At 71.1% G+C, this 19,732-nt stretch carries 19 protein-coding genes; 13 read left to right on the top strand and 6 right to left on the bottom strand.

From position 1 onward, the window contains the following. Positions 1 to 4 precede the first annotated feature (4 nt). Entirely contained in the window at positions 5 to 565 is a 561-nt protein-coding gene (locus GA0070612_RS03350; protein ID WP_088986578.1) for a GNAT family N-acetyltransferase, read from the bottom strand. Between the two features lie 81 nt (positions 566 to 646). Here GA0070612_RS03350 and GA0070612_RS03345 point away from each other — a divergent pair, with 81 nt between their 5' ends. The 8 genes from GA0070612_RS03345 (at position 647) to GA0070612_RS03310 (ending at position 11,359) form a co-directional block, all read left to right on the top strand. Continuing rightward, positions 647 to 1,357: a siderophore-interacting protein gene (locus tag GA0070612_RS03345; RefSeq protein ID WP_088986577.1), complete on the top strand. Its 711-nt coding sequence runs from the start codon at positions 647 to 649 to the stop codon at positions 1,355 to 1,357. Then, positions 1,354 to 2,610: an MFS transporter gene (locus GA0070612_RS03340; RefSeq protein WP_088986576.1), complete on the top strand. Its 1,257-nt coding sequence runs from the start codon at positions 1,354 to 1,356 to the stop codon at positions 2,608 to 2,610. The genes GA0070612_RS03345 and GA0070612_RS03340 overlap by 4 nt, the downstream gene beginning before the upstream one ends. 28 nt (positions 2,611 to 2,638) lie before the next feature. Continuing rightward, on the top strand, positions 2,639 to 3,808 hold the full coding sequence (locus GA0070612_RS03335) for an ATP-grasp domain-containing protein (protein WP_088986575.1): 1,170 nt from the start codon (positions 2,639 to 2,641) through the stop codon (positions 3,806 to 3,808). Next, positions 3,805 to 5,433 (top strand): IucA/IucC family protein, encoded by a 1,629-nt coding sequence (locus tag GA0070612_RS03330; protein ID WP_088986574.1) that lies wholly within the window; start codon positions 3,805 to 3,807, stop codon positions 5,431 to 5,433. Before GA0070612_RS03335 ends, GA0070612_RS03330 begins: the two co-directional genes overlap by 4 nt. Next, a complete protein-coding gene (locus GA0070612_RS03325) occupies positions 5,430 to 7,028 on the top strand; it encodes an IucA/IucC family protein (protein ID WP_088986573.1) in 1,599 nt (532 codons plus the stop codon). Before GA0070612_RS03330 ends, GA0070612_RS03325 begins: the two co-directional genes overlap by 4 nt. Beyond that, positions 7,025 to 8,170: an alanine racemase gene (locus tag GA0070612_RS03320; RefSeq protein ID WP_088986572.1), complete on the top strand. Its 1,146-nt coding sequence runs from the start codon at positions 7,025 to 7,027 to the stop codon at positions 8,168 to 8,170. Before GA0070612_RS03325 ends, GA0070612_RS03320 begins: the two co-directional genes overlap by 4 nt. A 359-nt stretch (positions 8,171 to 8,529) precedes the next feature. Beyond that, the gene (locus GA0070612_RS03315) at positions 8,530 to 9,804 is read left to right on the top strand and encodes a cellulose binding domain-containing protein (RefSeq protein ID WP_088986571.1); all 1,275 of its coding nucleotides are present in this window, start codon (positions 8,530 to 8,532) and stop codon (positions 9,802 to 9,804) included. Positions 9,805 to 10,012: 208 nt separating this feature from the next. After that, complete coding sequence (locus GA0070612_RS03310) at positions 10,013 to 11,359, top strand: glycoside hydrolase family 6 protein (protein WP_088986570.1); 1,347 nt, start codon at positions 10,013 to 10,015, stop codon at positions 11,357 to 11,359. Positions 11,360 to 11,511: 152 nt separating this feature from the next. On the opposite strand, the gene GA0070612_RS03305 is transcribed toward GA0070612_RS03310, so the two are convergent. Beyond that, entirely contained in the window at positions 11,512 to 12,330 is an 819-nt protein-coding gene (locus tag GA0070612_RS03305) for a M23 family metallopeptidase (protein WP_088986569.1), read from the bottom strand. Positions 12,331 to 12,489: 159 nt separating this feature from the next. Between GA0070612_RS03305 and GA0070612_RS03300 the strand changes: the two genes are divergently transcribed. From GA0070612_RS03300 to GA0070612_RS32055, 3 genes are all read left to right on the top strand, one after another. Further along, the gene (locus GA0070612_RS03300) at positions 12,490 to 13,437 is read left to right on the top strand and encodes an SDR family NAD(P)-dependent oxidoreductase (protein ID WP_088986568.1); all 948 of its coding nucleotides are present in this window, start codon (positions 12,490 to 12,492) and stop codon (positions 13,435 to 13,437) included. Then, positions 13,434 to 14,276 carry an NAD(P)-dependent oxidoreductase gene (locus GA0070612_RS03295; RefSeq protein WP_088986567.1) on the top strand — a complete coding sequence of 281 codons (843 nt, stop codon included), beginning with the start codon at positions 13,434 to 13,436 and terminating at the stop codon, positions 14,274 to 14,276. The genes GA0070612_RS03300 and GA0070612_RS03295 overlap by 4 nt, the downstream gene beginning before the upstream one ends. 203 nt (positions 14,277 to 14,479) lie before the next feature. Further along, on the top strand, positions 14,480 to 14,929 hold the full coding sequence (locus GA0070612_RS32055) for an ROK family protein (protein ID WP_088986566.1): 450 nt from the start codon (positions 14,480 to 14,482) through the stop codon (positions 14,927 to 14,929). 443 nt (positions 14,930 to 15,372) lie between these two features. On the opposite strand, the gene GA0070612_RS03285 is transcribed toward GA0070612_RS32055, so the two are convergent. The 4 genes from GA0070612_RS03285 to GA0070612_RS31295 form a co-directional block, all read right to left on the bottom strand. Continuing rightward, the gene (locus tag GA0070612_RS03285) at positions 15,373 to 16,635 is read right to left on the bottom strand and encodes an ATP-binding protein (RefSeq protein ID WP_088986565.1); all 1,263 of its coding nucleotides are present in this window, start codon (positions 16,633 to 16,635) and stop codon (positions 15,373 to 15,375) included. 141 nt (positions 16,636 to 16,776) lie between these two features. Beyond that, entirely contained in the window at positions 16,777 to 17,343 is a 567-nt protein-coding gene (locus GA0070612_RS03280) for a hypothetical protein (RefSeq protein ID WP_088986564.1), read from the bottom strand. Between the two features lie 94 nt (positions 17,344 to 17,437). Then, positions 17,438 to 17,836: a DEAD/DEAH box helicase gene (locus GA0070612_RS03275; RefSeq protein WP_231924455.1), complete on the bottom strand. Its 399-nt coding sequence runs from the start codon at positions 17,834 to 17,836 to the stop codon at positions 17,438 to 17,440. Positions 17,837 to 17,859: 23 nt separating this feature from the next. Beyond that, positions 17,860 to 18,177 (bottom strand): hypothetical protein, encoded by a 318-nt coding sequence (locus GA0070612_RS31295; protein ID WP_157742413.1) that lies wholly within the window; start codon positions 18,175 to 18,177, stop codon positions 17,860 to 17,862. Positions 18,178 to 18,238: 61 nt separating this feature from the next. On the opposite strand from GA0070612_RS31295, the gene GA0070612_RS03270 reads away from it, so the two are divergent. Next, positions 18,239 to 18,550: a hypothetical protein gene (locus GA0070612_RS03270; RefSeq protein WP_231924454.1), complete on the top strand. Its 312-nt coding sequence runs from the start codon at positions 18,239 to 18,241 to the stop codon at positions 18,548 to 18,550. A gap of 5 nt (positions 18,551 to 18,555) precedes the next feature. After that, positions 18,556 to 19,707 carry a hypothetical protein gene (locus GA0070612_RS03265; protein ID WP_088986562.1) on the top strand — a complete coding sequence of 384 codons (1,152 nt, stop codon included), beginning with the start codon at positions 18,556 to 18,558 and terminating at the stop codon, positions 19,705 to 19,707. Positions 19,708 to 19,732 lie beyond the last annotated feature (25 nt).

Here is a 19,732-nt window from a genome sequence, read left to right as displayed (position 1 = left end):
GCGCTCAGGCCGGGGTGGGGTGGTTCGCCTCGAACCGGTCGCGCGTCAGGAACGCGAGCTGGGCCCGCTTGTCGGGCATGTCGATCTCCGAGTCGAAGGTGAACCCCTCGATCTCCAGCCGGCGTAGCGCGAGGTGGTTGCGGACGTCCGGCTCGACCACGATCCGCCGGGCGGACGGGTCGCGGAACAGGAAGCGGGCGAGGGCCGGGCCGACGACGTTGGTGAGGCCGCGGGCCAGGCGCCGGTCCGGGCTGAGCAGCAGGTGCATGCCCACGTCGCCGGGCTGGACGCGGTAGCGCTCGCCGACCGGATCCGCCTCGGGCTGGTAGGTCTGGAAGAGGCCGACCGGTTCCGCGTCGACCATGATCAGGTACGCGTGGTGCGTCGGCAGGCTGTCCACGAAGGCGTAGATCTCGCGCACCTCGTCCACCGTGTGTGACCCCATGCCCCAGAAGGAGTTGCGGGGAAGGGTCACCCAGCCGTGCAGGAGTGCGGCGTGGCGGTCGGGGTCCACGGTCACCAATGACAGCTCGCCCAGACCGGCGATCTTCTCCAGGTACGTCATCGGGCGCTGTCCTCTGTTCCTTCCACTGCCTAACTTAGGTTAACCTCCCCTAACCAAGGATGACCTTACCTGGAGGGGTGCGTGAAACGGAACTGGGAGGCCCTGGTCCTCAAGGCCATGGGCGGCCGGGACTTTCGGTTGACCGTGCTGGGCACCGAGTCGATCGACGGTCACTACCAGCGGCTGCTGCTCGACGGCGGCGGCCTGCTGGAGGCGTGCGGGGTGCACCCGACGATGTGGATCCGGCTGTGGTTCGACAACGACGGCCGGGCGCACCAGCGGGCGTACACACTCGTCGACCCCGACCCGGTCACCGGCCGATTCACAGTCGAATTCGCCATCCACGACGGCTGCGCCGCCCGCTGGGCCACCACCGCCCAGATCGGCGACACCATCGCCGCGACGGTCCAGGGCAGCGCGTTCGAGCTGCCCGACCCGGCGCCCGAGCACCTCTACCTCGTCGGTGACGCGGCGTCCCTGCCCGCCGTGAACAGCCTGCTCGACGCGGGCGCCGACATTCCGGCGACGGTATGGCTGGAGTACGCCCACGACGGCGAGAAGGCCCTCGCGTTGCGCGCCCGAGCGCACCACGACGTCACCTGGGTGCCCCGGCGCGACAACGGCCAACACCTCGTCGACACGGTCTGCGCGGCCCTGCCGACCGGCGGCGCGGGGCACTACTGGGTGGCCTGCGAGGCGGCCACCACCCGTGGCATCACCCGACACATCCGGCGGACGTTGGGTGTCGACAAGGACCGGGTCACCTCCCTCGGCTACTGGAAAGCCGCATGAGGGGCAAGCTCGGCACACTGACCGCGCTGTACGTCACGCAGTACCTCGGGGTCGGCTTCATCACCGTCGGTCTGACCGCCATCCTGCGCGACGGCGGCACCTCGCTGGACACCCTGGCCCTGTTGCAGATCGTCGGCCTGATCTGGCCCGTCAAGTTCCTCTGGGCGCCGATCCTGGACCGCTACGGTTCGCGCCACCGCGGCCACTACCGGTCCTGGCTGCTCGTGCTCCAGAGCGCCCTGGTGCTCGCCCTGCTGGCGCTGCTGCCGTTCTCCGACCCGGCCGACGCGCTCGGCCCGATCGTCGCGATCTGCGCCGCGTACGTCTTCTTCTCCGCCACGCAGGACATCGCCGTGGACGCCGTCGCGGTCCGGATGCTCGCCGAGTCGAGCCGGGGGACCGGTAACGGGATCCAGGTCGCCGCCAGCTACCTCGGCAACCTGCTCGGCGGCGGCGCCTGCGTCCTGGTCTACGACCGGTTCGGCTGGGTGCCGGCGATCGGCCTGCTGGCCGCGATGACGGCGGTCGGCCTGTTGGTGGTGTGGCGGTTCCGGGAGCCACCCCGCACCGATCGGGTGGCCGGGATCGGCACCGCCTACCGGGCGCTGCTGTCGGTGTTCGGCCAGCCGGGCTGCCGGTGGTGGACGTTCGGTGTGGTGCCGCTCGTCTACGTCGGGGCGGGGATGGCGTACGCGCTGGTCACGCCCGCCCTGGTCGACGCCGGGTGGTCGTTGGGCCGGATCGGCGTGGTCACCGGGGTGGTGATCAGCGCGCCGGCCATCGTCGCCGGTCTGGTCGCCGGTCTGGGCATCGGACGGTTCGGGCGCAGCGGCGTCCTCGTGGTCGGCGGCGCGTCCCTCACGGTGTCGACGCTGCTCCTGCTGCCGCTGATGAACGGTCGCGCGCCGTTGGGCGCGACGGTCGTCGCGCTCTGCTGCTTCATGGTGGCCTACACGATCGCCAACGTGGTGCTCTACACCGTCAACATGGACTACTCGCGCCCCGACACCGGCGGCACCGACTTCACCGTCCTGTCGTCGTTCGGTCTGGTCTGCTCGTTCGTGGCCGCGTCCATCGGCCTCGCGGCGGCCGACCGGGTCGGCTACCCGGCGGTGGCGGTCGCCGCCATCGTGCTGGTGGTCGCCGGGGTCGTCCTCGGCCTGGCCCACCAGCGGCGCTTTCCGCCCGTTCCCGGTGCCGCCCCCGACTCGGCGGCGCAGCCGACGGCGGACGGTGTGAAGGTCGTGGCGTGACCACTGTCGGCGGTCGACGGAGGCGTCGTTGCGGCTGTACCTGACCGCGTTCAACCCCACCGACGCCGTGGTGGAGGGGCTCCTCCCGGCGGCGTCGGCGCTCGGGCTCTCGGCCACCGTGCTGACCGACCGACCCGCCGAGTGGCCGGCGGACGTGCCGGTGGCGGCCTGCGCGGTCCGCGACCCGGCTGCGGTGGTCGCGGCGACCGCACCGACCCGGCCGGTGGCGCTACTGTCCAATAGCGACCACCTCCAGGAGGCCACCGCGATCGCCGCCCGACAGCTCGGCCTGCCCGGCAAGGACCCCGACGCCGCCCGTCTGTGCAAGGACAAGGCCGCGGCCCGCCGGGCGATCGCCGCTGCCGGGCTCGATCTGGTACGCACCGTCACCATCGATCCCGGTGCCGTGCCGGAGGTGCCGGCCGGGATGTTCCCGGCCGTGGTCAAGCCCCGCTCGGGGGTGGCCAGCGAGGACGCGTACCTGGTGGTCGACCGGCCCGAGCTGACCGCCCGGGTCGCCGAGATCCGTGGCCGTCGGCCGGAGGTGGCCCTGGTGGTCGAGGAGTACCTCGCCGGTGAGCTGCGGACCTTCGAGACCCTCGGCGACGGAGTCGCGCTGGCCTCGATCGGCGGTTGGCGTACCGGCCTCGGGCCGCCGCCGACCTTCACCGAGGAGAGCCTCGCCTGGTCTCCCCCGGCGGAGCGCGAGAGCACCCGGTTGCGGGCGTGCCTCGACGCGCTGGGGGTCGGCTTCGGCGCCTGTCACACCGAGTACGTCGTCTCCGACGGCCGGGTCCGGCTGATCGAGGTCAATTACCGGCTCATCGGCGACCGGATGGACCTGATCCTCGCTGAGCTGCTCGGCGTGCCGTTGTTCGAGCACGTCATCCGCCTGCACCTGGGTGAGCCGTTGAGCGCACTCGACCTGCCTGCCACTGTCGACAGGTACGCCCAGGTCGAGTACGTCTGCGCGGACCGCCCCGGCCGCCTGGTCACCGCGCCGGGGCGGGTGGAGGCAGTGGACGGCGACGTCCGGCTGGCCTGCCATCCGCTGCGCGAGGTGGGCCGCGTCGCCGAGCACACCGGGACGAACCGGGACTACCTCGCGGTGCTGCACGCTGTCGGCCCCGACGAGCACGCCGTCCGGCAGTCGCTGGCCGCCTTCCGCAGAGACCTTCAGTGGACCATCGCCGCGTGACCGACGACTGCGAGCGGGAGCTCTTCACCCGAGTCCTCGACGCGCTGCTGCGGGAGGATCACCTCGGCCTGCTGCGCACCGGCCGACCCGACGGCCCCGACTGGTGGGAGGTGCCGCACCCCGCCGGTCTGCTACGCGTTCCGGTGCGGGCGGACGGGTTCCAGCAGGCCCTCCGCAGCGCCGCGCCGTCGGTGCTGCTGCTCGACAGTGACGGCGGCACCCACCGCACGGACACGCTGGAAGGACTGTTGACGCTGCTCGCCCCGAGCGGCAGCCCCGAGGCTGCGGCCGGCTGGCGGGACTTCGGCGACGAGTGTCGCGCCGACCTGCGGGCCCGGCGGCTCGCCGCAGGCAACCGGCCCCGGGTGCTCGCTCAGGTGGCCGTCGACCGCGCGGTCACTCCGACCGGTCTGCCGGCGGCGCTCCTGGACGACGTGCTCGCCGCCCACCACGGCCACCCGGTCTACCCCACCGACCGGTGCCGGCACGGTCTCGACGACGACGAACTGCTCCGGTACGCCCCGGAACACCACCCGCGGTTCACGTTGCGGTGGCACGCCGCCCCCGCCGAGGGCGTCCGGCTCAGCGGCGACCTCCCGTCCTGGTGGCCGCCCGCGCAGAAACCGGACCAGGTCCTGTTCCCGGTGCACCCGGTCACCGCGACACGGCACGCGCTACCGGTGACGGACCTGCCGGCGATCACCGTACGACCCACCCTCTCCATGCGGACGGTCGCGCTGGACCGCGACCCGTACCTGCATCTCAAGCTGCCGCTGCCGACCGCGAGCCTCGGCGCCCGCAACCGACGTACGCTGCGCCCGGGCTCACTCGCGGACGGCGCGGCCGTCGCCGCGCTGCTCGACCGGATCGCCGACGCCGAACCCACCTTCGCCGGGCGGATCCGGCACGTCGACGAGGGCACCTGGGCGCACGTCGACGGAGACGAGCGGCGCAGTTTCCTCCTGCGCCGGTTCCCGCGCGATCTCGCGGACGTGCACGTGGTGCCGGTGGCGGCCCTCGCCGCGGCCGACCCGGAGGCGGGAACGGTCCTCGAACGAATCCGCCCCGAGCAGCCGGTGACGCTGCTGGGGTCCTACCTGGACCTGCTGCTCGACTGGCACGTCCACCTCTGGCTCCGGCACGGGATCGCCCTGGAGGCGCACCCGCAGAACATCCACCTGTTGGTGCACCCCGACGGCACCGTCGGGCTGCTCTACAAGGACAACGACGGGGCCCGACTCGACGCGCGGCACGGCGGCCCGGGCGGGCTCGTCCTCGACGACGACCGGATGTGGGCGCGCGACCCGCAGGAGTTGGCCGACGTCTTCGTCACCATCACCCTGCACCTGGCCGCCGCCGCGCCCCTGGTCGCGCTGGCCGCCCGAGGGCTGTCCGTGCCGTCGCCCGCCGAGGCGCTGGCACCCCGGCTCGCCGCCGCCCGCGACCGATGGGGTGACGGGCCCGCGGCGCGAACCTTCACCGAGCGGGTCCTGCGGGCCGCCCACCTGCCCGTCAAGGGGATGCTCACCGCCGGCACCCTGCTGCCCAAGCAGCGGCTCGGCTGCGCCGACATCAACAAGTACTACCTGCGTACCGGCCCGAACTACCTCCGGGAGACACGATGACGGGCGCCCAGCTGCGCTCCCGGCCGGCCACCGACACCGGTCGGGTCGCCGACCTGGCCGCCGCGCACGCCGTCTTCGGCTGCCTGATCCGTGAGCTGGCCCCGCCGGACGGCACCCCGAGGGTGGTCGACGGCGCCGCACAGCTCCTGCTGCCGAACCTCGACGTCACGGTGCGCTGCGAGGTCGCGCGGAACTCGCCGCTCGGGGCACACCGCTACGTCGGCCCGGTGCAACGGACGACCGACAGCGGCCGGTGGGCGGACCTCGACGCCGACGGGTTGGCCCGCCTGGTCGCGGCCGAGCTCACCACCCGTACCGGCCTGGTCAACGACGAGTTCGTCGAGCAGGTCCAGGCCAGCCGGGACACCGTCGCCCGGCTGCTGGCGGACCGGCCGGCGCAGAACCCGGACCCCACCGGCGAGCCCGCCATCGACGCGTACGTCGACTCCGAACAGTCACTGGTCTTCGGTCACCCGCACCACCCCACCCCGAAGTGGCGCAGCGGCGACCCCGACCGCTGGCGGGCGTACGCGCCGGAGTTGCGCACGTCGTTCCGGCTGCGCTGGCTCGCCGTACCTGACGATCTGGTCGTCGGCGCCGGCCCGTTCGACGCGCTCGTGGCCGCCCTCGACCCGCCCCGACCCCCGGCGGGGCACCGCGTCCTGCCGGTGCATCCGTGGCAGCTGTCCCTGCTCCCGCCGACGCACCCGCGCCTGCGCGACCTGGGTGAGGCCGGCACGCCGGTGCGACCGACGGCGAGTGTCCGCACCCTGTACGCCCCGACGGCCGACCTGTTCGTCAAGACCAGCCTGCACGTCCGGATCACCAACTGCCTGCGCAAGAACGCCCGCTACGAGCTCACCGGGGCGGTGGCGCTGACCGACCTGCTGGCAGGGGTGCCGATGCCGGCCGGCGTCGGGCTGCTCACCGAACCCGCCTACCGCACCGTCGACGTTCCCGGCCCGGACGAGGCGTACGGGACGATAGTGCGCACCGGCCTGCGCCCGCACCTGCGTCCCGGGGACACCCCGATGCTGGCGGCGGCGTTGGCCGCCACACCGCTGGTGACGCCGGACCCGGTGCACTGGTGGCGCGCGTACATCGGGTTGCTGGTGCCGGCCGTGCTGCGGTGCTGGCTCCGCCACGGCGTCGTGCACGAGGCGCACCTGCAGAACGTGGTAGTCGTGCTCGACCGTGACCACCGCCCGGTCCGCATGCTGCTGCGTGACCTGGAGGGGGTGAAGCTCGACGCCGACCGGCTGGTCGGCTGGCCCGACGGTGTCCCCCCGCAGGTCCGGTACGGGTCCCGGGACGCCCGTCGCCGGATCGTCTACTGCCTGTTCGTGAACCACCTCGGTGGCATCTGCGGTGCCCTGGCCGACGCCCGACCCGGGATCGAACGGAGGCTGTGGCAGGAGCTACGGCGCGTCCTCGACGCGGTCGCGACCGACCTCGACGATCCGCCCGAGCTGCGCGCGCTGCTCAACGGGGAGGCGTTGCCCGCCAAGGCGAACCTCCTGGTCCGGTGGCGGCGTGACGCGGACCGGGCGGCGCCCTTCGTGGCGGTGCCGAACCCGATGGGTGGGCCACGATGACCCGACCCGTCTACGTCCACGACCTCGACGCGCTGGCCGCCCAGGTCAGCGCCATCCGGGCGGCGCTGCCCCGGCAGGTGGAGTTGCTGTACGCGGTCAAGGCCAACCCGGATCCGGGCGTGCTGCGTACCCTCGCCCCGATCGTCGACGGATTCGAGGCCGCGAGCCGTGGCGAGCTGCGCAGGCTCGCCGAGCTGTCACCGGACCGGGCCCCCGCCGCGTACGCCGGACCGGGAAAGACCGACGCGGACCTCGCTGCGGCTCTCGCCGCCGACGTGCGCCGCATCCACGTCGAGTCACCCGCCGAGCTTCGACGACTCGGCGCGTTGGCCACCGCCTCGGGCACCTCGGCCCAGGTGTTGCTGCGCGTGAACCTGCCGGTCGACGCCCCGGGCGCGAGTCTGGTCATGGGCGGGGGACCCAGCCCGTTCGGCATGGACCCGGCCGACGCGATCGACTGCGCCCGTCGCCCGCCCGCCGGCATCGACGTACGCGGAATCCACGCCCACCTGGCCAGCGGGTTGGACGCCTCGCTCGCCGGCACGGTCGCCGCCGCCGTGGTCGAGTGGGCGGTCACCGAGGTCGGTGCCACCGAGGTCGACGTCGGCGGGGGCATGGCCGTCGACTACGCCGACCCGGGAGCCCGATTCGACTGGGTGGGCTACGGCCGGGCCCTGGCGGACGTCCTCGACGCGTACCCGGGCGTGCGGCTGCGCATCGAGCCGGGTCGGTCGGTGACCGCCTACTGCGGGGCGTACCTCACCGAGGTCGTCGACGTGAAGCGCTCCTACGGCGAATGGTTCGTGGTGGTGGCCGGCGGGACCCACCACCTGCGTACACCGGCGGCGAAGGGCCACGCGCAGCCGTTCACCGTGCACCGGCGACACGACGTCGACGGCCCGCGTACCGACGGCGGGCCGGTCACCGTCGTCGGGCAGCTCTGCACCCCGAAGGACGTGCTGTCCTTCTCGGCCACCGCCGGGTCGATCGGCGTGGGCGACGTGCTGGTGTTCGCGATGGCCGGGGCGTACGCCTGGAACATCAGCCACCGCGACTTCCTGCTGCACGAGCCGCCGCTGTTCCGGACGGGCGACCCGCAGGAGGTGGCCGCGGAATGGGTGGCCGGTCCGCGCGGCTCGTGACCCCGCACCGGCGTCCCGCCCCTGCCGCAGCCCGTTCCACGGGCCCGGCCCGTCTCGCCTTTATCGATAACATGCTATCTTTCACGCGGGAGTGAAGGGCACGCTCCCGGTCACCTCGACAGCCGGCGGAGACAGGCCGAGGGCACGTCTCTCCCACACCTCTTCCGGTCGGTGACCAGTCCGGGCCCCGTCGACGTCAGGCGACCGCGGTTGATCGCCGGACGATTCCGCCCGGTCGCACGCCCAGCTCCGAAGCCCCACCACGGGCGACCCTCCGGCGTCGACGGATGGCGGACGCGCGCACGCTGTGCCGCTGCCGAGTCACGAGCACCAGACGCCCACCGGCAAGGAGCCAAGCAATGCTCAAACGGAGGCACCTCTTCCCATCCATCGCGGCCGCGGCGCTTCTCCTCGCGGTCACCACCGGCGGAGCGCTCAGTGGTGGCCTCGGCGGGGCCGCGGTGGCCTCGACGTACGGCACACTCGCGGCGACCGCCGGTTGCGGCAAGGCCCCCACGCTGACCAGCGGCACGCGCACGATCCAGAGCAGCGGGCAGAGCCGTACCTACAACCTGCGGATTCCGGACGGGTACGACAGGAACCGCCCCTACCGACTGATCTTCGGCTTCCACTGGTTGAACGGCTCGGCGAACAACGTCACGTCGGCCGGCTACTACGGGTTGCAGCCGCTGTCGAACAACAGCGCGATCTTCGTCGCTCCGCAGGGTCTCAACGCCGGCTGGGCCAACACCAACGGCCGGGACCTGACCCTCTTCGACGACATCTCCCGGCAGGTCGAGAACGACCTCTGCGTCGACACGACCCAGCGCTTCGCTCTGGGCTGGAGCTACGGCGGCGCGATGAGCTACGCGGTGGCGTGTGCCCGGCCCACTGTCATCCGCGCGGTCACCGTCATCTCCGGCGCCAACCTCAGCGGCTGTAACGGCGGAACGCAACCGGTCGCCTACTTCGGCATCCACGGCACCTTCGACAGCGTGCTGAACATCTCGCAGGGTCGGCAACTGCGCGACACGTTCGTGCGGAACAACGGCTGCACCGCGCAGAGCCCGCGCGAGCCGAGCCGGGGCAGCCTCTCCCACATCACCACCGCCTACTCCGGCTGCCGAGCCGGGTACCCGGTGCAGTGGGCCGCGTTCGACGGCGACCACACACCCAGCCCGGTCGACGGGTCGGGCAGCCCCAACGACTCCCGGACGTGGACCTCGGGCGAGATCTGGAGGTTCTTCAGCCAGTTCGCGTCGACCACCCCGCCGACGACGACGCCGCCCACCGACCCGCCGCCGACCACTCCGCCGCCCACCGGTGAGCCGGGGACCTGCACCGCCACCTACCGGACGCTGAACACCTGGCCCGGCGGCTTCCAGGCTGAGGTGACGGTGGCCAACAACTCCACGGCGGCCCTGAACGGCTGGACTGTGGGCCTGACTTTGGCCGGCGGACAGGCCATCAGCAGCCTGTGGAGCGGTGTCAACACGGGCACCTCGGGCAGCGTCACCGTCCGGAACGCCCCCTACAACGGCGCAGTGGGTCCGAACGCGTCAACGACCTTCGGGTTCACCGCCACCGGCAACGGCGCCACCGCACCCAGCAACGTCACCTGCGCCAGCTCCTGACCGAGGGCGCGAAGGAGGGCCCGGAGCCGCGCGGCTCCGGGCCCCACAGGTGCGGAAACGACGCGGGTACGCCAGCCACGAACCTGTGACGGGCCACCGTCGCATCGACAGGTCTGCACACCTTGGCAGCGGCTCACGCCTCCGCTACCGTCCATGGGAACGCTCCCACAAACTTGGAAACGTCAATGTGATCAGGAGGAAACACGTCGTGGCTATCCTCTCCCCGCTCCGCGGCAGATCGGCCGTCAGTGTCGCGGCCATCGTGGGCACCGTCGCCGCAGGCGTCTGCTTCGCCGTCAACGGCGCGTCCGCCGGCACGGTGTCCGGATCGCTCTACCGCGACCCGAGTTCGGCGGTCGTCCGCTGGGTCGCCGCCAACCCCGGCGACTCACGTGTCGGGGTGATTCGCGACAAGATCGCGAGTCAGCCGCAGGCCCGTTGGTTCGCCAACTTCAACCCGTCCACCGTGCAGGCCGAGGTCTCCGAACACATCGGTGCTGCCAACGCGGCACAGCAGATCCCGGTGCTGGCGGTGTACGAGATCACCAACCGGGACTGCGGCGGGGCCAGCGCGGGTGGCGCACCGGACCTCAACCAGTACCAGACGTGGGTGTCCAACTTCGCCAGAGGGCTCGGCAACCAGACCGTCCTGATCATCCTGGAGACCGACTCGCTCGCCCTGCTGACGTGCCTGAACAGCAGCGAGCTCGCCGCGCGCAACCAGGCGATCTCGACGGCAACCCGGACCATCAAGTCGGCCAACCCCAACGCCAAGGTGTACCTCGACGCCGGCCACTCCACCTGGAACAGCGCGGGTGAGACGGCCAACCGGCTGCGGGCGGCCGGCGTGCAGTACGCCGACGGCTTCTTCAGCAACGTGTCGAACTACAACTCCACCTCCAGCGAGGCGAACTTCGGCCGGGCGGTCATCTCCTCCCTCAACGGCATGGGCCTCTCGGGCAAGCGGCAGGTCATCGACACCAGCCGCAACGGCGGTGCCAGCGGCGACTGGTGCGGCGACGACAACACCGACCGACGCATCGGGCAGTACCCGACGACGAACACCGGGGACGCCAACATCGACGCGTACCTGTGGGTGAAGCCGCCGGGTGAGGCGGACGGCTGCCGCTACACGGCCGGTTCGTTCCAGCCCGACCTGGCCTTCAGCCTGGCCAATGGCGCGCCCAACCCGCCGACGACCACGCCACCCACCACCCCGCCGACCACCCCACCCACCACCCCGCCGAGCACCCCGCCGACCGGTGACGGCTGCTACGCGAACGTGGCGATCAACCAGTGGGCCGGCGGGTTCACCGCGAGCGTGACGGTCACGGCCGGGCAGTCGGATATCAACGGCTGGACCGTGACCATCGTGCTGCCCGGCGGCGCCGCGGTCACCGGCACCTGGAATGCCCAGGCCAGCGGCAGCAGCGGATCCGTCCAGTTCCGCAACGTCAGCTACAACGGACGCGTCCTCGGCCGGCAGTCGACCAACTTCGGCTTCCAGGGCACCGGCACCGGCCCGGGTACGACGGCCACCTGCGTGACCGCCTGACCTCAACCGGTGTAGCGGGTCCGGCGCGGAGGACAGTTCTCCGTGCCGGACTCGCTGCCGTATCCAACCGCCTCGGGGGCCATGCACGAGGCCGTCGATGCCGTCCGCTTCGGATCCGGGACCGGACCTGTGCGACCGCGGGGGCGAACAGGTCAGCCGATGCCGTCGACCGCTGCCCGGAGTGCGTTGATCGACGGGTCCCAGCTGAAGTTCAGGACGGGGATGCCGGAGGCGGCGGCGTTGCTGTCGCCGCCGAGGACCACCGCTCGCGGCTTGCTGGTGCCCTGGGGGACCACCAGATACCAGTTGCCCTTCACGTTCGCGATGAACACGTCGTCTACCTCCTGGTCGGGCGGGTTCGGGTTGGTGACGTCTCCGACGTAGGTCTCGAAATCCACTGTCGCGCCGAAGTTCGTCGGACTGCCGGTGTTCAGCCACAGGCTCGTGTGCACGTGCGGTCCGACACCGGAGTTGCTGCCGTTCGCCGAGGCGCCGGAGTACGCGATCGTCTGGCCCCGCGACACCCGTTGACCGGTCGAGACGGTGATCGAGGACAGGTGCAGATGGCGGGTGTAGTTGCCGTCGTCGTGGGCCATCCCCACCACCCGTCCGGTCGCGGTGGAGGTGTCGGTCTTCACGTACCGGATCGTGCCGTTCGCCGACGCCTGGACGGGAGTGCCCGTGCCGACCGCATAGTCGGTGCCCGGCTCACCCGACGGAGGCGTCCGGTTCCGGTGATCTTGCCAAGAGCTGGAGATCCGGACATTTCCGCACGGCCGCAGGTAGCTGCCGGCAGCCTGCGCGGAGCCGGGTAACAGGCCGAAGGCGGCCGACACCCCGGAGGCCGCCAACGCCGCGCTCGTGAGGAAGCCCCGCCGGGATAGCCCTCGCAGGTACGCGATGCCACCGAGATCCTCGGGCCGCAGACCGCCGTGGCTGACGTCTCGGTGAGGCTCCTTGTTGAGGATCATCGATGAAACGTACGGCCGAGGTCCGCTGGGGGGCAAGCCCGGGTTGATGTTCGGCGGCTCATCCTGGTCCTGCCACTACCAGGAAAACCAGGACCCGGACACCGCCCGCTGGTTGGGTGACAGTGGTTGGCGTAAGCGTGATCGGAAGATGGGACTGAGATGACTGAGCGAATCGTGACCCCATTCGGTTTCGCCTCGACCGCCGACGAGGTGATCGCCGGGGTCGACCTGACCGGTCGGCGGGCCCTGATCACCGGAGGGGCCGCCGGGATCGGCGTGGAGACCGCCCGCTCGTTGGCCGCCGCCGGGGCCGAGGTGGTGCTCGGGGTACGCCGGGTCGCCGCCGGTGAACAGGCCGCCGCCGACATCGCGGCCGGTATCGGCGCGGACCGCGTCACCGTCCGCGAGTTGGACCTGGCCGATCAGGATTCGGTACGCCGGTTCGTCGCCGACTGGGACGAGCCGCTGCACATCCTGGTCAACAACGCCGGGATCATGGCGCTGCCGGAGTTGGAGCGCACCGCCGAGGGCTGGGAGATGCAGTTCGCGACCAACTTCATGGGGCACTTCGCGTTGACCGTCGGCCTGCACGAGGCGCTCGCCTCCGCCGGGGGCGCCCGGGTCGTGTCGGTCAGCTCCAGCGGCAACCTGTTCTCCCCGGTGGTCTTCGATGATCTGCACTTCGCGTTCCGCCCGTACGACCCGTTGCTCGCGTACGGGCAGTCGAAGAGCGCCGAGGCGTTGCTCGCCGTCGAGGTGACGCGCCGCTGGTCCGGTGAGGGGATCTACGCCAACGCGCTGAACCCCGGGGCCATCGCCACCGGACTGCAGAAGCACACCGGTGGGCTGCGTACCCCGAAGGAGCGGCAGAAGACCCCGCAGCAGGGTGCGGCGACCTCGGTGCTGCTCGCCGCGTCTCCGCTGCTCGAGGGCATCGGCGGTCGCTACTTCGAGGACTGTGCCGAGGCCGCGGTCGTCACCGAGCGGCCGGCGGACTACAGCGGGGTGGCCGCGTACGCGGTCGACCCGGGAAACGCCGAGCGACTCTGGAACGTGGCGTCGGACCTGATGACGGCCGGCGTGACGACGTCGGGCGGTGCCCGATGAGCGCCGTTGGTTTCATCGGCCTCGGCGATCAGGGCGCGCCGATGGCGCGGGCGGTCGGCGGCGGGTACGACCTGCACGTCTGGGCCCGCCGCCCGGAATCGCTGCGGGCACTCGACACCACCGAGTTCACCGTCGCGGAGAGTGTCGCGACGCTCGCCGGTGCGGTGGACGTTCTGCTGCTGTGCCTGCGTGACGACGACGACATCCTCGATCTGCTGGAACACCACCGGCTCCTGGACGGGCTGCGCCCCGGCAGCGTGGTGGCCAACCACGGCACCGGCGACCCGGGCGTCAACGAGATGATCGCCCGACGCTTCGCCGCGCACGGGGTGGCGTACCTGGACGCCCCGGTCAGTGGCGGCGGCCCGGGCGCGCGCGCCCGGACGCTGACCACCTTCGTGGGCGGCGACCGGGCAGCCTACGAGCGGTGCGAGCCGATCTTCGCGACGTTCTCCCGCACCGTTGTGCACATGGGCGCGGTGGGCACCGGTCAGCTGACCAAGTTGCTCAACAACTCCATGACGATGAGCAACCTCAAGAACGCGGCCGACATGCTCCGTGTCGCTGAGCAGTTGGGCGTGGACATCTCCGCGCTCGTCCAGGCGATCTCGGTGAGCAGCGGTGCCAGCTTCGTCCTGGGAGCGTTGAACACCGAGATCACCCCGGATGTCGCACCACACCTGCAGTCGCTGATGCGCAAGGACATCGAGCACTTCGCGGACGCGGTCCGGGCCCGTGGGGCCGACCCCGGTGAGTTGCGCGAGCGTGGCCTGGCCGGTGCCGACGGCCTGGTCGAGGCGGTCGCCATCGTCGCCGGCCGCCCGGCGGCGGCCCGCTGAGACCCACCGCGAGCCGCCGCCGACGGGCCGTCCCGTGCGCCGGCGGGACCATCGACGCGGCCGGTGGCCACAGCCCCGACATCGACCGGATCATCGCTGGCCAGTAGGCGGATGCCCGGCCCGGTCCTCCTCGCGCGGACCGGGCCGGCCGCGTCCCTCAGTCGTCGGCGGCGGTCAGTTCCAGCAGCATCGCCTGACCCGGGTTGAGCGAGGGGAGCGGCACCCTGTCCCGGGGTGAGCACCCGGCCGGACAGGACGACACCCTGCTCGGCCTCGCTGAGCCAGGCGGGGTCGGCGACCTGGTGTCGGCTGGCCGGTCCGGTCTCCGGGCGGATCCGCACCCGGCAGCGCCGCCGCGGATCAAGGCCGGTCAGCGCCACCCGTGGGGTTTGTGGGCCACCGGCCTGTCCCAGGTGACGATCACCAAGGCGGTCACCCCGCTGATGGCAGCAGGCTTCGCCGAGATCGGGCACCTACCGCTCGCCCCCGGCGACATGGTCTGCACCGGCGGGCGACGCGGGCGCGTCGAGACGGTCGCCTCCACCAGAGCCACCATCGATCGGGTTCGGTCCGCCGTAGGGAAGGCGGCCCTCACCATCGACGACGTCTTCGACCTGGCCCACCGGGGCGACCCGGACGCAGTCGCCGCGTAGGTCCGAACCTCACCGCTACCACCGTGCCTACGTCGGTTGTTCAGCATGTCCAGCTTCACCGGACTGACCCACTGCCCACGATCCCGCACCTTCTACGACGGGAAGAAAGCCCACTGCTAGGCCACCGCCGCCACTCCCTGGGCTGCGACAACGGCGGTCCGGGAAACATGGGTGAACGTAGGCCACTCCCTGCCACCCCAGGTGAACGCCGAGGTCGCGAGACTGGGCCCTCGCGCCCCCGTAGCTCAGGGGATAGAGCATCGGTTTCCTAAGACGACGCTCCGCCGGTGTCCGCAGGCCGATGACCTGCGGCTTTCCTGTCGTCCCCTGTTGCGTGCCGGTCGCTTCGCGGGCTCGCTGCGATCGCTTGTCGAAGATCAGCAGGCCACGCCTCTCGGTCTTCGGTAGCCCTGAGGGGCTGAGGAGCGACTTGGTAAGCGGGCTCAGTCTGTTGTCGAGGCGGAAACCTGCCAGAGGGCGCTGACCGGCATTGCGCGGAGCCTGTCGCCGAACGGCAGCGTGGAGGTTCCGGTGTAGAGGACGATGCCGGCGATGAAGTCCTCGCCGAGCCGGTCGGCGAGGCGGCGTAGCCCGCGGAAGTCGTCGGGCCGGACGGTGGTGGCTGCCTTGACTTCGATTCCGACCACCTGGCCAGATCTGTTCTCGAGCACCGCGTCGACTTCGTACCTGCTCTGGTCGCGGTAGTGGGAGAGGTCGACGGGCTGCTCGGACCAGGTGAGCTGGCGGGAGAGTTCGGACAGGACGAATGACTCGAGGAGTGGGCCGAACGGTGCGCCCGGCCGGAGCAGTGCCCGGGCGTCGGTCGCGGTCTCGTTGGCGGCGATGCCCGAGTCGACGAAGATCAGTTTGGGCGCGGCGGTGGTGCGGGTGCCCAGGTTGCGGGACCAGCCGGGGATCCGTTTGACCAGGAAGATCTCTTCCAGGGCTTGGAGGTAGCGGGCGATCGTGGGCCGGCTCAGTCCGAGGGCGGATTCGAGGGAGTTGGCGGCGATGATGTTCGCGGATCTGGCCGAGAGGAGGCGGACCAGCTTGCGGAGCTCGCCCTTGTGCTGGATGTCGGACAGTTGCCGGACGTCGCGGTCGATGAGCGCCTGGACGTAGGCGTCGAGGAATCGTTGGCGGCGGCGTGGGTCGGTGCGGGTGGTGGCCTCGGGTAGGCCGCCGCGTACGATTCTGGCCGCGTAGTCGGAGCGGGTCACGTCCGACTCGTGGCGCAGGTCCGCGCCGAGCGCGAAGACGGCGTCGACGAATCCGTCCGGCGCTGCGTCGAGTTCGCCTTGGGAGAACGGCCAGAGCTCCACGGTCTCCATCCGGCCGGGTAACGCGTCCGGTGCAGCCACCATGCCGAACAGCCGTGACGATCCGGTGAGCAGGTACCGGCCCGGACGGGGGTCCTCGTCGACCGCAGCCTTGATGGCCAACAGGAGTTCCGGAGCGCGTTGGATCTCGTCGATGACCAGGAGCTCGGAGGAGTCCACGAACCCGACTGGATCGGCGATAGCCGCTGCCCGGTCCTGAGCCCGATCAAGATCGCGGCGTTCGGCTAGACGATCGCCGGCAACGAGGCGTACCAGGGTGCTCTTGCCTGCTTGGCGTGGCCCGTTGATCAAGACGACGCGGGTGTCCGCCAGAGCAGCATTGACCTGCGCGGCGGCGCGGCGGGGAATCAGGTGCGAGGTGGGCACGGTGTCATGATAACGGACGCATTTTCGATCTGCGAGGGCTCGATCTTTCGATTTGCGGCGTTAGCTGCGTTCGCTATGCGGTGATCTGGTGTTCGATATGCGGACCACATGAGCGGGGACATTCGTGGAAGGGGTCCACCGCTATGCCGCGTTGCTGCCGGTCGCGGCGAGTTCGGGGAAGGTTTCTTCCCAGCGTTGGCGGAGTAGGGGTGGCAGCCAGAGGGTGGGCCAGAGTCGCCGGAGGAGGTCGGCGTCGAGCCAGGTGTTTAGGTCCTCGACGGTACTGGCTCCGGTGAGGACCACCTTGTACATGCTGGCCAGGCGCGCGGGCCGGTCAAGGTCGTACTCGGCGTGCCCGGACCAGTCGAGATGACGCGGAAGCGTCACCGTGCCCTCGGTCGGGCCGCGCAGCGCGGTAAGGGTTTCGGCCACTACGTAGGGCTTCCGGTCGCCGTAGGGGCGGTAGTCCGCCGGCGGTTGGGGTGATGTCCGGCGTCGGCTGATGTTGGTCGCCCGCCGGACCTCCGGCCGTAACGCCTGACGGATCGTCTCCCGGCTGTATCCGGTGACCCGCTGCAGATCCACCGGCCGCCAGCCGGCCGCGTGAAACGCCCGCAGCTGCTCGTCCCGCTCGGTCAGCGCCTGCGCCCGCGTCGCCTCGTACCGGGAGACAACCGCGTGCAGCTCATCCTCGGAGAACCGGCCCATGGTCGTTAGCCTACTAGGCTTGGCCCAACACGCTTGGCTTTCGTCATATCTCTGGAGCCGGCGGACCAGTCATGGTGATCACGATGGGATGCGCTCATGTTCTGGTGAAGCCGAGGGTGCGGTATCCGGGCATGCGGCGTGGGAGTGAGGCGGCGAGGATGGGGGTGGCCAGGTCGTGGTAGTCGTGGACCTCGGCGAGGTCCTTGCCGGGTGCGGCGCGGATGACGCGGCCGGCGCATTGGACGAGTAGGCCGTCGTAGGAGATCGGGCCGGCGAGGAAGAGCGTGTCGAGGGCGGGAGCGTCGAAGCCTTCGCCGATGAACGGTGTGGTGCCGATGACGAGCAGGCCCTCACCGGTCTTGGCGCCGTCGAGCCGGTCAACGATGGTCCGCCGTTCGCGCGTGCTCATCGCGCCTTGGAGCACAAGCGCCTGATGTCCGCGCGCGGCGAGCAGCGCGGTGAGTGCCTCCACCTGGACGACCCGGCGGGTCATCACGAGACAGTTGCGACCGCGGGTCAGGGCCGCGGCGACATCGTCGGCGATCTGGGTGTTGCGGGGCTCGTCGAGGGCCAGCCTTCGGTACGGGCGTTGTTCCACCCCACGGCGTACACGTCGACTCGGGCCCGGAATCGGTCGGCGAACAACGCCAGCTTGTCCCGGGTCGGCGATGCCATGGTGACCAGTCCCGGCGGCTCAACCGGGGCGGACAACTGCTCCGGCACCGCAGACGTGTCCTGGCCGCGCAGCTCCAGCAGACGTGCCAGCCGGGCGTTCTCCGCCCGTAACCGCTCCACCTCCCGCCGAAGTTCGACGAACTCGGCCACCGAACCCATGCCGACCATCCTCGCGCATCGGGCCCCGAACACCCCGGCGCCGGTCCGCTATCCTCCGCCGATGGCATCGAAGGGCAACGCCGCGCTGGAGGCGATGATCGGGGAAGCCACCGTCGACACGGACGGTCACGAGGACGAGCGCACCGGCCTGTTCGCCATGCTCGAGGAGCATCTGGCGGTGCCGTTCACCACCACCGTCCTCGGCGTCGAGGTCACCGTAGGCAAGATCGAGTTGGCAGCGGACAGCATCGTCGCGGTCTGCGCCCGAGGCCGCCACCGGCAACGGGTCGGCCTTCTCGACCTGCCGCTACCCACCCCGGCGCCGGAAGGTGCCGCATGGATCGACGCCTACCGCCACTGGGCCGGACGGTAGGCACGGTGAGCGAGTACCAGTACTACGAGTTCAGCGCCGTCGACCGGCCCCTCACCGGCCGGGAGCGGGCCGAGCTGCGGTCGCTGTCGACCCGGGCCAACATTACCGCCACCAGCTTCGCCAACACCTACGAGTGGGGCAACTTCAAGGCCGACCCGCGAAAGCTGATGGAACGGTACTTCGACGCGCATCTGTACCTGGCGAACTGGGGCAGCCGTCGGCTCATGCTCCGGCTACCGAAACACGTGCTCGACTCCGGCACGGTGGCCCAGTACTGCCAGGGTGACAGCGCGTCCGCGTGGACCGCCGGCGAGCACGTCATCATCGACCTCCACGACGAGGACGAGGACGGCACCGACGAGTGGGACCTCGACGGCCACGGCCTGCTCACCTCGATCATCCCGGTCCGGGCGGGCCTCGCCGCCGGCGATCTGCGTCTGCTGTACCTGGCCTGGCTGCGCTGTATACCGTCCGAGGAGATCGCCGACGACGAGCCGGAACCGCCCGTCCCCGCCGGCATGGGAACCCTCGACGCGTCTCTCACCGCCGTCGCCGAGTTTCTGCGCATCGACCCCGACCTGATCGCGGCCGCAACGACCGGGTCGGCACCGCCCGCCGCCAGCGAACCGACCGCCGCGCAACTACGGACCTGGGTCGTCGGACTGCCCGCGCGGGACAAGGACGCCATCCTGAGCGACCTGATCACCGGTGGCGACAGCCATCTACGCAGCCAACTGCTGCGCCGCTACCGCGCCGCACACCCCACCGATACCCCCACCCCGGCAGCCGCCCGCACCGCTGGGCAACTGCTCGCCACCGCTGCGGACCTGCGCGCCGAACGGGAACGACGGGACGCCGAGCAGCGCGAACGCGACCAGGTCAGTCGGGAACGCTCCGCCGCAGCCGCCCGGCAACGCCACCTCGACACCCTTGCAGTCGACCAACCCGCCGTCTGGCAGCGAGTCGACGAACTCATCGCCACGAAGAAACCCCGCGAGTACGACACCGCCGTTCAACTCCTCGTCGACCTGCACGACCTCAGCGAACGCGACGGGGACAGTTCGTCGTTCCAACACGGGCTGGCCGAGCTACGGGCGGCGCACGCCCGCAAGCCCAGCCTGCTCGAACGCCTCAACCTCGCAGGCCTCGAAACCTGACGGCATGGTTCGCCGCCCGACGATC

This window comes from Micromonospora chokoriensis, from assembly GCF_900091505.1.
Taxonomy (GTDB): Bacteria; Actinomycetota; Actinomycetes; order Mycobacteriales; family Micromonosporaceae; genus Micromonospora; species Micromonospora chokoriensis.
Note: the sequence above shows the minus strand (reverse complement) of the source record. Positions and strands in the feature narration are given on the sequence as shown.